Source organism: Vibrio sp. Vb1166 (assembly GCF_033338695.1).
Taxonomy (GTDB): Bacteria; Pseudomonadota; Gammaproteobacteria; order Enterobacterales; family Vibrionaceae; genus Vibrio; species Vibrio alginolyticus.
The window spans coordinates 80749-94779 of record NZ_JAWOTE010000015.1 but is presented as its reverse complement, the minus strand read 5'-3'; the positions used below and the strand labels follow the sequence as shown (position 1 = coordinate 94779).

The window sequence follows — 14031 nt, the reverse complement described above, 5'->3', positions numbered from 1 at the left end:
TTCAAATGAGCTTAACTTTCAATCAAAGTAACAATCAAAGTAAAAAGATAGGTAAAGAAAAAGGCGAGCTTTTCGCCCGCCTCTCTTACTTATTCATCAACCCATCTACCGACGGGCATCGTTTCACTTATTGCAAGTCAAAACGATCCGCGTTCATGACTTTCGTCCATGCGGCGATGAAGTCATGGATGAATTTTTCCTGATTATCATCTTGCGCATACACTTCCGCATACGAACGCAGGATCGAGTTTGAACCAAAGACAAGATCCACTCGAGTAGCCGTCCACTTCACAGCGTCGGTTTTACGATCACGGATTTCATATTGATTAGCACTCACTGGTTTCCACGTATATGCCATGTCAGTAAGGTTCACGAAGAAATCATTCGACAAAGTGCCGACTCGGTCAGTAAATACGCCCTCTTTTCCACCGCCGTAGTTACTGCCTAGAACGCGCATACCACCGATAAGTACCGTCATTTCTGGCGCCGTAAGCCCCATAAGCTGAGCACGATCTAATAAAAGCTCTTCTGGCTTAACCGCGTAGTCTTTCTTCAACCAATTTCGGAAACCGTCAGCAACAGGCTCAAGTACTTCGAACGATTCCACATCCGTCATCTCTTGGGTGGCATCACCTCGGCCTGGCGCGAATGGTACGGAAACATCATGACCTGCGGCACGCGCAGCCAGTTCAATACCTACGTTCCCAGCAAGCACGATAGCGTCTGCAACACTACAGCCCTCTTCTGCTGCTATTTTTTCTAGCACCGCAAGAATACGTCTTAGACGTTCAGGTTCGTTCCCTTGCCAATCTTTTTGCGGAGCCAAGCGAATTCTCGCACCATTTGCGCCGCCTCGGCGGTCAGAGCCACGGTAAGTACGCGCACTATCCCAAGCCGTGCTTACTAGCTCACTAATGGATAGGCCACTTGCTTCGATTTTTGTTTTCACTAAATCGACATCGTAGTCTGTCTTACCTGCAGGCGTTGGGTCTTGCCAAATAAGATCTTCGCTTGGCACATCAGGGCCGAAATAACATGATTTTGGTCCTAGATCGCGGTGTGTCAACTTAAACCAGGCACGAGCAAAAACGTCATCAAAGTACGCTGGGTCATTTTGGAACTTTTCTGCAATCTTGCGATATTCAGGGTCCATTTTGAGCGCCATATCGGCGTCGGTCATGATTGGATTGTAGCGCTTAGAACCGTCTTCAACATCGACAGGCTTGTCTTCTTCTTCAATGTCGATTGGCTCCCATTGCCATGCACCTGCTGGGCTCTTTTTCAGTTCCCAGTCATACTTAAATAGTAGGTGGAAGTATCCGTAGTCCCATTGTGTAGGGTGTGTTGTCCAAGCACCTTCAATGCCACTCGTTACCGTGTCACGACCAATGCCACGTGTTTTGTGATTAATCCAGCCAAGACCTTGCTCATGAACGTCTGCTGCTTCGGGCTCTGGGCCAAGGTTTGCGGCATCACCATTACCATGACACTTACCCACCGTGTGACCACCAGCTGTGAGCGCGACGGTTTCTTCATCGTTCATTGCCATTCGCGCAAAGGTCACTCGCATGTCATGTGCTGTTTTGAGAGGATCTGGGTTACCGTCTACCCCTTCAGGGTTCACATAGATAAGACCCATCATTACCGCAGCAAGCGGGTTTTCTAAATCTCGCTCACCAGAGTAGCGGCTGTTATCAGCGTCACTTGTGGCTAACCATTCTTGCTCAGAGCCCCAGTAAGTGTCTTTTTCTGGGTGCCAAATGTCCTCTCGTCCAAACGCAAAGCCAAAGGTCTTAAAACCCATGGATTCGTACGCCATGTTACCGGCAAGGACAATCAGGTCTGCCCAACTTAGTTTGTTGCCATATTTTTTCTTGATTGGCCATAAAAGGCGTCGAGCCTTATCGAGGTTGGCGTTATCTGGCCAAGAGTTGAGAGGAGCAAAGCGTTGGTTGCCTGTAGCAGCACCGCCACGGCCATCCGCAATACGATAACTGCCCGCTGCATGCCATGCCATTCGGATCATTAAACCACCGTAGTGTCCCCAGTCGGCAGGCCACCAGTCTTGGCTATCAGTCATTAAATCTTTTAAATCTTTTTTAAGTGCTTCGACATCTAGCTTTTTCAGTTCTTCTTTGTAATTAAAGTCCTGACCAAATGGGTTGGTTTTGGAGTCGTGTTGATGCAGGATGTCTAAGTTCAAGGCATTCGGCCACCAATCCATCACCGACTTATCTGTAGATGTTTGCCCACCATGCATAACTGGACATTTACCTACCGAACCGCCGTTTGCTTTGCTCATATAATGCTCCTTCGTGTCGTGGTTGTGGTAACCACTCTTTGTTATTCAATAAATCGAATATCCACCTCAAACAGCGTAGTTCATACACTGTTTTTTTAGTTAACGCCAAGTCAAAATTTCAAACATTTCAGCGAATAAATAATTGTTATCAAACATGTACCTATATGCAGAAAATATGGATAGAGATCAGTTTAAGTCCATACCTGAATACTTAATCCCAGACAGCCTCGCCATGTTGTGATCCCAGGTCGCTAAATCATGATGACTAAATTCATTCAGAGCGTGATGACCACAAGCCCTCGCCATGACTTTCATGAGCTCGACCGAGGATTCGAAGAAATTTTTCAGTTGCTGGGATGACTTTTCAACGTCGAGACGCTGCCTCAAATCGGCATTTTGTGTCGCAATGCCTGCCGGGCAATTATTGGTGTTGCAGATGCGAGCGGCGACACAACCGATCGATTGCATCGCACTGTTTGCTATCGCTACTCCGTCTGCTCCAAGTGCCAACGCTTTGACAAAATCCGTAGGAACTCGCAACCCACCGGTGATGATTAATGTGACGCGGTCACTTGCACCTTTTTCATCTAAGTACTTACGTGCACGAGCTAACGCAGGAATGGTGGGCACACTAATATGGTCACGGAACATAGTTGGCGCCGCCCCCGTGCCACCACCGCGACCATCTAAGATGATGTAATCAGCCCCAGCATCAAGCGCAAACTGAATGTCTTGCTCAATATGGTTGGCACTGAGTTTAAATCCAATTGGAATGCCGCCTGTGATGCCACGAACTCTGTCAGCAAACTTTCTGAAATCGTGAGTAGTGTGAAGATCTTTGAACGTTGGTGGTGATATCGCTGGTTGTCCCTCGGGGATGCCTCTCACCTGAGAGATCTTACCTACATTTTTATTTGCAGGCAGATGACCACCCGTGCCCGTTTTTGCTCCTTGCCCACCTTTAAAGTGAAACGCCTGAACATTAAGAAGCTTAGATTCGTCGTAGCCAAATTGAGCACTAGCAAGCTCATAGAAATACCGTGAATTAGCGGCTTGTTCTTCCGGTAACATGCCACCCTCACCAGAGCAAATCCCAGTCCCTGCCAACTCTGCACCTTTTGCTAGTGCAATTTTCGCCTCTTCAGAAAGTGCGCCAAAACTCATGTCCGACACCAACAAAGGAATGGCGAGTCTGAGCGGCTTACGCGCGTTTGGTCCCACAATCAACTCGGTAGACACAGGAACGTCTTCCAACAACGGTTGTGTCGCCATTTGCGCCACCATGATTTGTATAGCATCCCAATGTGGTAGCAAATGCCTAGGAACCCCCATTGCAGCCATCGGACCATGATGACCGAGTTTAGAGAGTCCTTCTCTCGCTAATTGGTGGATAAACTCGAGGGTTGGTTCTTCTTGAGTAGCAGACGCCGTTGGTTTGTCTCTTTTCTCTCGCTTTTGTTCCGGTCCCTCTTTACCGACTTGCTCTGCGGTAAATCGCTTGTGTGTACCATCACAAAAAGGAGCATTGGCGGTATGCTTACATTGGCAGAGATAGGCATCTTCGTCTTTTTCCGCACTAAAGCTCATTGGCTTTAAGCCGGTTCCCGAATGAGACCCATCGCAGTAAGGTTGATTTTTAGAACGCCCACATCGGCAGAAGTAATATTCTTGACCAGCTTTCAACTCTACTTTGATCGGCTTGTTATCAGCGATGATTGGCTTGCTCATGTTGCCCCCTATTTATTATTGTTAACCATGCTTTCTCGCTGGCTTGCAATAAGCGTAGAACAGGAGCGTAAAGAGCGTCAGTGTCGCCGAGTAAAATGCGCGATTGTCGCCCGACTAACCTATACTTTTTATGGGTCTCATACACGTGGAGGCTATATGACGATTGCAACCCGATTAGATGAATATTTGACTGAGCATAACATTCACTTTCAAACCGTGAATCACAGCCACAGTCATAGCTCGCTACAAAGTGGTGTTGCAGCAGGTGTGCCTTTAATGAATATCGCAAAAGGTGTGATTCTTGAGGATCATGAAGGGCGTCATATGATGGCGGTCTTACCTGCCAACAACAAAATCAGTTTGTCGAGATTAAACGACGAATTTAATGCCACCTTCCACTTGGTGAAAGAGCGTATGGTTTACCGACTCTTCACCGATTGTGAACACGGCGCTATTCCACCGATTGGTAGTCCTTACCACATGTCGACAGTTTGCGATGAAAGACTAGCAAACTTGGAACATGTCTACCTTGAAGCTGGCGATCATGAAACTCTGATTAAGCTGGACCGAAAGGCGTTTAAAGAACTGATGAACGACTGTAGATATCTAAGATTCAGCAGTGAAGTTCTGCATTAAACTTGCCAAGATATTTCGACATTTCCTGAACAAGGCTCTTTCAACAAGAGCCTTTCTTTGTTTTGTTGGTAGCACGCGAAGGAAGTTTCTCGGACTTTGGTGCTCAGCGTTTCAGAGCACATAGAAACAAAAAACCGCCTATTCGGGCGGTTTTTTATCAATCAAATCATAATTATTATCGAACAAAGATCTTTTGGATCGCTTTTATCGCCATAGCCCTACGGCGCATTAATACGCTCGTTCTTGGCAACCATTTCGGTGTGTGAAGAATGGTTTTCGCATGACTAAAAGTTCTGAATCCTTCCTCTCCGTGATAATGCCCAATACCCGATTCACCAACGCCACCAAAAGGCGCATCTTCAGCGCCAACATGTAAAACCGTATCATTAACGCCGACGCCACCACTGTGGGTGTTGCGTACAATATGTTTGATAGTCGATTTGTCGTCCGACATAACATACAGCGCAAGTGGTCTTTGGTGCTGATTAATGTAGTCAATCGCTTCATCAACGGCATTGTAGGGCTTAACAGGTAGAAATGGCCCGAAGATCTCCTCTTGCATGATTCGCATATTCGGCGACACATCCGTGACCAAATGAGGATACAGAAGTCGTTCCTCTTGGGGCGACGCCTCAACAGTGTGAAGGTTAGCACCTTGCGCTTTTGCATCCTCAAGTAGCGCAGTCAAACGATCATATTGTCGTTGGTTGACAATATGGGTCAGCTTTTGATTCTTGTTGGATTTTAAATAGAGCTTTTCAAAACGTTTTAAGAATAGCGAAATGAACTCTTCGACACGTTCTTGCGGTACAAATGCGTAGTCAGGCGCGACACAAATCTGGCCTGCATTAATGCATTTACCAAACAAGATAGCATCAACGGCTTTCTTCATGTCTGCATCTTTTGCAATGATCACCGGGGACTTTCCACCCAACTCTAACGTCACCGGGGTAAGGTTTTCCGCTGCCGCTTTTGCCACTGCGCGACCAACACTCGTAGAACCCGTGAACAAAAGGTGATCGAATGGCAGTTGGCTGAATGCTTGTGCGACGTCTGCTTCACCCTCAAAAACTTCGACATACTCAGACAACCCACGGCAAATATCAACGATGACTTTATTGGTTTTTGGCGTAAATTCGCTGAGCTTCATCATCACGCGGTTGCCAGCAGCCAATGCTGTCACTAAAGGCGCAAGGCTCAAAATCACAGGAAAGTTCCACGGTGAAATGATCCCGACGACACCTAACGGTTGATACTGAACGGTGACTTTAGAAGGTGCGAGCAATAAGCCGGATTCGCGCTTGCTGGGTTTGCACCATTTTTTTAGTCGTTTGAGGGTATAATTAATATGCGAGACCGTTGGCAAAACGTCGGTCATGGCGGTATCAAATTCTGAGCGATAGCCAAAATCGTCACTTAACGCTTCAACCAAAGCTTGTTTGTTCTCAAGCAGCGATTTTTTTAACAAAACGAGGCGCTGTTTACGTTCATCCAAACTAGGATAAGGCTCGGCTGCATATGCCGCTTTTAAGCGTCCGAGGCTTTGCTGTAACAAGTTATCTACTTCAACCTCTGTGATTGCGTTCATGATGCTTCTCCTAGCCTAGTTTCTGCCAATGACGCCCCAAGTTAACACGAGCGCAACAATGTTACTATTGTAGCGCTCGTGAAGTTAGAGTTCGAACTCTGATTAAAATATTTCTGGGGTGGATACTACATCAAACGTAGTTCATAAATGCCTAGTCGTTGAGAGCGGTCAAGCATATCGAACTCATGATCAACGTATTCTTTTAATGTGGCGCCTGCACGCTCAGCAATATTGATGCTAGCGATGTTATCTTCCATACAATGGAACTGAATGAATTGTGCGTGCCCTTTCTGCTTCAAAAAAGGGATCAATACTGCGAGCACTTGATCAATCACACGATGGCCTCGCCCATTGTTGGCAAGCCAGTAGCCAATTTCAGTAACACGCGTATGTGAATCCACACCTTTAATGCCAATAACACCCGTAAGCTGCTCATCAAAATAAATTGCACACCAGTGGGAATCCAGCGCGTTACTGTTCACTCGCTGGGAAATGTAGTTAACGGCCTCTCTATGATTCGTGACAGAATCCGTCCAAGGTAGATAACCCTCAAGGCTCTCTCGGTGAGTGTTCACAACCTCTAGTAAAGCGGACGCGTGTTTCGTGTTGAGGGGCTCAATTGAGACCCTTTGCGAGACGGAAAAACGCTTCTGTAAGTGATTTCCTTGATACGTCTCTTGGCATGTGACTTCATCCATAGATGTTATTCCTTTTTATTGTGAACGCTCAGCGCAAATCCTAACGCTTCATTTTATGAGAACAAACCTCTCTATAAAAACTAATCAAAGCCGTTGCCGTTCATTTAGCCCTTTTGATCGATCAGCGTAAATGGCGTTAGTGATGCCACATCTACATAATGTTTCCATACATGTTCATATAGGTGATGCTGATTGGCAAACGGAGCCAGCTGCTTAGCTTCTTCAAGCGTACACCAGCGATACTCTGTATGCTCTTCGTTAAGAACAACTGATTGGTTAGGTGGACAAAATAGCACAAAACATGGGATAACCATGATACGGTTATTTTTTGCTTCGTAGAACTGCTCTAGGAAGTCTGCTGTATGTAACTCAACTTGGTCAATTAGTGTCTCTTCTTTTAACTCTCTTAAAATGGTTTGCCACCCGGCTTCACCCGCTTCGATACCACCTGCAACATGGCACCAATAGCCACCTTTTACGCGTTTGAGTAACAGCATTTTTTCTATGCCATCAATTTTTGAAATGACAACGCCTGAAACATGCGTTGCTTTTATCGGGATCATGTAAGCTCCTTAAATATCGAGTTTTTATTGTTACGCTGAAGAGAGGCAGATTAATTGCTACGTATTCTACTGTTTATTCATCTTGTCGACAGAAGTGTTTGAGTTGAGAGGATTTAATCGCTAACTAAGTATGCTAAAGTGAGATCTGTCGCAACAAATGAGCAGTAAAATGTCCAATTCATTCAACACTATGATTCCCATCGGTGTGCGCTTTATGGTGCTTTCCGCGTTCGGCTTTGCTCTGATGTCGGCTACAGTAAAGCACGTCGGCAACTACGGTATCCCCGTTTTTGAAATCGTTGCAGCAAGAGCGCTCGTTTCACTTATCATTAGTTATTTCGATGTAAAGCGAAAACGAATTTCTGTATGGGGCAATAATAAGCCATTACTATTTGCACGCGGTGCTGTGGGTACGATGGCTCTGATGTGTGTATATTATTCAGTGACCACCTTACCTTTGGCAGAAGCGACGATATTCCAATATATTCATCCGGTATTTACTGCACTACTCGCCGTATTTTTCTTGAAAGAGCGCATCCAGCCGTCAACTTTCCTTTGTATTGCGTTGTGCTTACTCGGCATCTATATCATGGTAAGCCCAGAAACTGGGCAAGGCTCAGATAGCGCTTTACCAATGTTTAGCGTCATGATTGCGATCTTAGGCGCATTTGGTAGCTCAATTGCCTACGTCATTGTCAGAAAACTGAGTCAGACAGAAGACAGCTCAGTGATCATTTTCTATTTCCCGTTGGTTGCTCTCCCCGCTTCACTCTTACTGATTGGCGACGATTTTGTAATGCCCGATCTATATCTGACTTTCATGTTGGTTCTAGTTGGTGTCTTTACCCAAATTGGGCAATTGGGGTTAACCAAAGCGATGCAAACTCAACAAGCGGGTAAAGCCTCCGCTTATTCGTATATCCAGATCGTATTTTCTGTGTTGTTAGGCATCATTTTCTTTGGCGAGGTTCCGATCATTTGGACGTACGTCGGTGGCGGTCTGATTGTTACAGGCGCATTAATTAATGCGTTTGGTCATCACTTACGGTTACCTTTTATTAAGCGCAACGCTTGATATACCTACCCAGAACCGTAAACACGACATTTAGAAAAACAGCCAGAGTGACTCTGGCTGTTTTGTGTTTAGCCTAACGTTAAGCTGATATTTTTAACCCTGCGATACCAGCGACAATCATTAGCAAGCTTAAGGCTTTGATAAGTGTTGCTGGCTCATTGAACAGATAAATACTCACGACTGCCGTGCCTATTGCGCCAATCCCTACCCATACGCCATAAGCAATGCCTAAAGGCAAGGTTCTTAACGCAATGCCAAGCAACCAAAAGCTCAATAACATAAAGACAATAGTGAATGCCGAAGCACCGAATTTGGTAAACCCTTGTGAATATTTAAGACCGACAGCCCATGCGATTTCACACAAGCCCGCAATGAAGAGAATTCCCCAAGCCATGTCACATTTCCCAACGAGATGGGGTCGTCCCCGAGAAAAGATAGAGCGGTGAGGTCGTCCTCACTTCTGATTGACTGCTTATTATATACAGAAATTTGAACATAAAAAATAAAACACGGCGATAAGCATACAACTCAAACATCTCATGCACGCTTAAATTCTACGCTTTTCTTTTTAACGGTGGCGGACTCTCTATTTCGCATCAATAACGACACCGTTTTTTAACAATTTACATATAACCTTCTGGTGTTGAAAGTGTTGCATTTATTGCACAAATCACACAAAAACTAATTGAACATGTAAATATGAAAATGTTTGTGTGACTAATATCGCTTAAAACAATGACTGATGACTTTAATATTCAGCCGAATTAATTATAAGGTATGACGTACCCATGAAAGCAATCAAAACCTCTATCGCTGTCCTTGTTGGCGCCGCTCTACTATCTGGATGTAATGACGACACTGAATACGTCAATGTTCAGCCTAAAGAAGTAAAAATAGCGACTTACAACCTCTCTTTTGACCGCGCTACCTTCGAAACTTTGGTAGGTGAAATGCAAATTGAACCAACGCAGCAAACTGCGTTGGTCACCTCTTATTTAGACGGTTCAATCGCAGCCGAAGACAAAACCACTGCGGAAAAAGTCATTCAAATTCGTAACGTTGCAGCAATCATTCAAAAGAATCGTCCTGATGTTCTTATGATGGCGGAATACAACAACGACGGAACAGGGGAAAACAAAGCAGCCATTGAAGGATTCCAGAAGAACTACTTGTCTGTCGCGCAAAGTATCGATGGCGCGGGCGGTGAAGCAAACCTTGAGCCTATTGAATACCCTTATGCTGAATCTTATTCAACTAATACAGGGTTGTTGAGTGAGTTTGATCTCGACAACAACGGAACCGCAGGTCAAATGCCAGGTGATGCATGGGGCTTTGGCATGTACCATGGTCAATATGCATTTGCCCTTATGTCTAAGTATAAAATTGACACAGCAAACACACGTACATTCCAAGCATTTAAATGGAAAGATATGGAAGGTGCGAAAATTCCAACCATTACTATCTGCGATGGCTCGCAAAAGATTCCAGACGGCATGAAGTGTGGTGATGAATGGTACTCAGCGGAAGAATGGGATCAAGTGCGTCTATCTTCGAAAAACCACGTTGACGCACCAATCATCATTCCAACTCGCAACGGCGAAGAAGTTGTACACTTGTTGATGTCTCATCCTACTCCACCAGTATTCGACACCGGTAAAAACAAAGCGCAAAACGCAGCAGAAGTGGAGTTTTGGCATCATTACATTCAAGGCAAAGACTATTTTTACGACGATGCGGGTAAAACAGGTGGCTTAACGAACGGCGCTAAATTCGTAATGATGGGTGATCAAAACCTTGATCCAGTGTCTGGTGACGGTATTAGCTCTGTAATGCAGGAGCTGCACAACGATCCATTGGTTAACCAAACCGTGATGAATGGTGAGCTTTACCCAACAAGCTTTGGTGCAGCTGAACACGCTGTTGACCGCAGTTCAACTCACCCATATCCGAATCGCATCACTTCAACGTTTGGCTTAGGGGTAGACTATGCCTTGCCTTCAGCAAATTTGAATGTAATAGACTCTGGTGTGTACTGGTCAGCGTCTTATGAAGAAGGCCGTAAACTATTTAACGATGCACGTATCGGTAAGTATGGTGATGGTAAGGATGTATCTTCCGACCATCGCATGATCTGGATTAAAGCACAGTTCTAGACTGCATAAAAAAAAGCCAACCACAAGGAGTCGTGATTGGCTGTATATATTTGTGAACAAGATGGTTCACTAACAACGTCAGTTGGCTAGGTGACCCTCGGCTTAGAAAGGGTCACTCATACTAAAGCATGAGGCGTGCCAACTTTTAAGCGCACAAAAACAGGTTGTTATTTAATCACTTTCATTAAAACTTAACCAATAGCTACTGTTTGCTCACAGAATAAATTGCAATTTGCAAACTACCATTGGCATTTCGCAATAAACCTGATCTTTAGCTCTTGCTTTTATTGCTTCCTAGCTAAGTCGCGTGCAAGGATTAACGCAAGTCCGAATACTTGCAAGAAGAGTCCGATATTCTTGTACCAAGCGATCTTTTCATCCTGCTTTGCCATTACCTCATTGAGCTCTACATTCTCAATGTAGTAATTATCGATGCGGTCTCTATACGAAGCTTGTGCCTGATTTATCTTTGACATTAGTTGAGGAAGTTGATCAATTTTTATTTCATCCGACTCGTTGAGAACCCAAGAAGATAAATGCCCTGCTAATACCTCTTCTAGCTCTAAAGGTATCGCTACGCTCTGACTTATGTGCACATGCAGCAGTAAAGCTTCTCTTTTCCTTTCTAGGGTTTCCACACTGTTCCATGCGAGTTGGATGGAATACAAGTTTTCTGCTGTTTGCTCTGCGAGCTGCGAGTGCTGTTTACCCAACTTATCAAGGACTAAGCTAGTAACGATGATCGCGCCAATATTCAGTACTAATCCAATCAGAACGAGTACCCAAGGTGGTGGAATGTAACGTCGCAGACTTACCATAACTTATCGTATGGCAGGTAAATCATATTTAACACAACCAATGAAAGTATCACCAGAAATGTCACCTGCATCCCTCTAATGCGCTTTTTCAAGTCTTTTTTCAATATGCCTTTAGCATGAATAACTCGACCAATTACAAAAATAATACCGGTGAGATGTATCCATGTTGGGTAAGCACTATTGAATTCTAAAAGTGCCATTAAAATTAGGGTGATGGGGATATATTCTGTCGCATTGCTCTGGGCACTACGAGTAATTTGTAGAGCCTCTACCCCACCATCGGCATAAGCAATTTGATTTAAGCGACGTTGCTTAATTACTTGAACAGCCAACCAAATAATGAGTATTGCGAGAATGTTGGCATACAGAGCTGTGATCATATGTCGTCCTTCTTGATCTGGTTTTCACTTATATAAGCGTGTCACTTGGCTATAACTATAGCGGTATCATTATGATAATGCGTCAAATAATCTCAAGTTATGATTTCTATTCGGGCAAAAAACGAAAGCCAATGCTTCATGACATTAAAAATGCCCTCGAATGGAGGGCATAAGAATAAAGAAGCTAATATGTGAGAATATTGAAACCACTATAAGGGGTGTTTGACCAGCTTTTTGCGCCGATGCCCTTTGATAATACTTTCAAAAATTGTGAACAACAGCCCTACCCAAATAAATACAAAGGTCACCGCTTTCACTTCGTCAAACAACTCGCCAAAAAACATAACTGCCAACACAAACTGCAAGCTTGGCTCGATGTATTGCATTAGACCGACGGTTGATAAATTAGTTATACGTATTGCGATAGAATAAAATACAAGTGGTAAAAGTGTGATAGGTGCACTGCCAAAATACAAAAGCAATGTTATGGTATCTATGCCCGAAGCCAGTTCACCAGTTGCCCATTGTTTATAGAGCAAATATGCGAGTGCAACTGGAGTCAGTAACAACGCCTCAACAAACAAGGTTGTACTCCAGTCATAATTTATCTTCTTCTTGTACAGCCCATACAAAGCAAAGAACAACCCCATCGTTAGTGCGATAACGGGTAGCTGACCATAGTGAATCACTTGATACATAACACCAATTGTTGCCAGCACGATTGCAATAAGTTTGCCTTTTGAGAGCTTATCCCCAAGAATAAATACGCCTAGTGCAACAGATACTAATGGTCCAATAAAGAAGCCTAAGCTGGCATCGATGACCCGATGATGGGTCAAAGCCCAAGTGAACGCACTCCAAGAAATACACATCAAACTGCTCGCCACAAACGTGTACCACAAGGATTTTTTATCAAGCCAGATTTCTTTCCAATTCAGCCCTCGACGGGTTATCCCAAGTACAATTAGAAACCCGACAGGTACAGACCCAATGATTCGCCATGCTAGCAACTCATCCATAGAAGCATTTGGTAAATAACGATAATAAATTGGTAGCAATCCCCAGATCACAAAGGAGAATGCTGCCATAAAAGTGCCATAACGAGTGTTATTCATAAAACTATCGCCCATCTAAACGACCAATTTGGCGTAAGTAAACAAGTCCGCCATACATAAAAAGGAATGCAATCCCGCAGTGACTTTATGATGCAGATGGCATTATTGGCTCAACGCTTGTACGACGGCGGTAAAGCCACTCACAAAACACAACATAAGTGCCCCAAACCGAATCTTTTCTTTTGGTAACGACTGGGTAGTTTTCATTGCTAGCCAGTAACCAAGCGACGCAGCAGGTAATAGAGGAATAGTAATGACCAAATGATGCAATGTGAAGAAGCCCACTGGGATTTGTACTATTAGTGAAATAATCGAACTGAAAACAAAAAAAGCCGATAAGTTGCCGCGTAACTGATTTGCTTCTTGATGCTGCAACAATAACGCCATCGGAGGACCTCCAATCGCAGAACTGGTACCAAACAACCCAGAAAAGAAACCAGCACATGTCATACGCGAAGGCGTAGGCTCAACCCGAAACGGTAAAACACTCACCACGACTGCAAACAGCACCAACAAACCAATCCAAAGCGTGAGAGTTTGTGTAGATACAAAAAAGAGTAGCAAGCCACCAGCAATTGATCCCGGCACTCGCCCAATCAACGCCATCTTTAAGCCGCCGATTTCAACACTACTGCGGTGCTTCATCGCATTCATCAACGAAATAAATAACGCGACTAAACAGATTGGCGCAGGAACATATTCTGGCGCCCAAAGAATCAGTAAAGGTGCGGCAACAATAGCCAAGCCAAAACCGATTGCGGTCTGGACATAAGAGCCAAGAAATATCAAACCTATTGCAAGGAAGTTTATCGAATCGAATTCCATTTAGATTATTCTTATATTTGAAAAATAAACACAAAACCAAAGCACATTCGCATGATGAATGCCTCAGGCATACTGCGATATGAATTCCGCGTAGCATTCATCAAAGTGAATAAAAAGACAATCCATTTGTGCGGTTCGCCCTCATTTGCA

13 protein-coding genes are annotated in these 14031 nt (G+C 44.4%); 3 read left to right on the top strand and 10 right to left on the bottom strand.

Going from position 1 to position 14031, the window contains the following annotated elements:
- Positions 1 to 127: 127 nt before the first annotated feature.
- Both katG and R7E51_RS15725 read right to left on the bottom strand, forming a co-directional pair.
- Complete coding sequence (gene katG / locus R7E51_RS15730; protein ID WP_182015924.1) at positions 128 to 2302, bottom strand: catalase/peroxidase HPI; 2175 nt, start codon at positions 2300 to 2302, stop codon at positions 128 to 130.
- A gap of 186 nt (positions 2303 to 2488) precedes the next feature.
- A complete protein-coding gene (locus tag R7E51_RS15725) occupies positions 2489 to 4030 on the bottom strand; it encodes a glutamate synthase-related protein (protein WP_206957718.1) in 1542 nt (513 codons plus the stop codon).
- A gap of 156 nt (positions 4031 to 4186) precedes the next feature.
- On the opposite strand from R7E51_RS15725, the gene R7E51_RS15720 reads away from it, so the two are divergent.
- Positions 4187 to 4666, top strand: coding sequence for an aminoacyl-tRNA deacylase (locus R7E51_RS15720; protein WP_005376501.1), 480 nt, complete (start codon positions 4187 to 4189; stop codon positions 4664 to 4666).
- Positions 4667 to 4841: 175 nt separating this feature from the next.
- Here R7E51_RS15720 and R7E51_RS15715 read toward each other — a convergent pair whose 3' ends face one another.
- The 3 genes from R7E51_RS15715 to R7E51_RS15705 form a co-directional block, all read right to left on the bottom strand.
- On the bottom strand, positions 4842 to 6254 hold the full coding sequence (locus tag R7E51_RS15715) for a coniferyl aldehyde dehydrogenase (RefSeq protein WP_132937213.1): 1413 nt from the start codon (positions 6252 to 6254) through the stop codon (positions 4842 to 4844).
- A gap of 125 nt (positions 6255 to 6379) precedes the next feature.
- On the bottom strand, positions 6380 to 6952 hold the full coding sequence (locus R7E51_RS15710) for a GNAT family N-acetyltransferase (protein ID WP_047101443.1): 573 nt from the start codon (positions 6950 to 6952) through the stop codon (positions 6380 to 6382).
- Positions 6953 to 7056: 104 nt separating this feature from the next.
- A complete protein-coding gene (locus tag R7E51_RS15705; protein ID WP_005376504.1) occupies positions 7057 to 7515 on the bottom strand; it encodes an NUDIX hydrolase in 459 nt (152 codons plus the stop codon).
- Between the two features lie 169 nt (positions 7516 to 7684).
- On the opposite strand from R7E51_RS15705, the gene R7E51_RS15700 reads away from it, so the two are divergent.
- Positions 7685 to 8590 carry a DMT family transporter gene (locus tag R7E51_RS15700; RefSeq protein ID WP_005376505.1) on the top strand — a complete coding sequence of 302 codons (906 nt, stop codon included), beginning with the start codon at positions 7685 to 7687 and terminating at the stop codon, positions 8588 to 8590.
- 79 nt (positions 8591 to 8669) lie between these two features.
- On the opposite strand, the gene R7E51_RS15695 is transcribed toward R7E51_RS15700, so the two are convergent.
- Positions 8670 to 8984, bottom strand: coding sequence for a DMT family transporter (locus R7E51_RS15695; protein WP_005376506.1), 315 nt, complete (start codon positions 8982 to 8984; stop codon positions 8670 to 8672).
- Positions 8985 to 9378: 394 nt separating this feature from the next.
- Here R7E51_RS15695 and R7E51_RS15690 point away from each other — a divergent pair, with 394 nt between their 5' ends.
- On the top strand, positions 9379 to 10743 hold the full coding sequence (locus tag R7E51_RS15690) for an endonuclease/exonuclease/phosphatase family protein (protein ID WP_206957720.1): 1365 nt from the start codon (positions 9379 to 9381) through the stop codon (positions 10741 to 10743).
- A 284-nt stretch (positions 10744 to 11027) separates the two neighbouring features.
- Here R7E51_RS15690 and R7E51_RS15685 read toward each other — a convergent pair whose 3' ends face one another.
- From R7E51_RS15685 to R7E51_RS15670, 4 genes are all read right to left on the bottom strand, one after another.
- On the bottom strand, positions 11028 to 11561 hold the full coding sequence (locus tag R7E51_RS15685) for a hypothetical protein (protein ID WP_033906497.1): 534 nt from the start codon (positions 11559 to 11561) through the stop codon (positions 11028 to 11030).
- On the bottom strand, positions 11555 to 11941 hold the full coding sequence (locus R7E51_RS15680; protein ID WP_033906496.1) for an MAPEG family protein: 387 nt from the start codon (positions 11939 to 11941) through the stop codon (positions 11555 to 11557). Before R7E51_RS15680 ends, R7E51_RS15685 begins: the two co-directional genes overlap by 7 nt.
- 209 nt (positions 11942 to 12150) lie before the next feature.
- Positions 12151 to 13056, bottom strand: a complete 906-nt coding sequence (gene rarD, locus R7E51_RS15675) for an EamA family transporter RarD (RefSeq protein WP_206957722.1) — start codon at positions 13054 to 13056, stop codon at positions 12151 to 12153.
- A 102-nt stretch (positions 13057 to 13158) separates the two neighbouring features.
- Positions 13159 to 13881, bottom strand: a complete 723-nt coding sequence (locus R7E51_RS15670) for a sulfite exporter TauE/SafE family protein (RefSeq protein WP_206957724.1) — start codon at positions 13879 to 13881, stop codon at positions 13159 to 13161.
- Positions 13882 to 14031 lie beyond the last annotated feature (150 nt).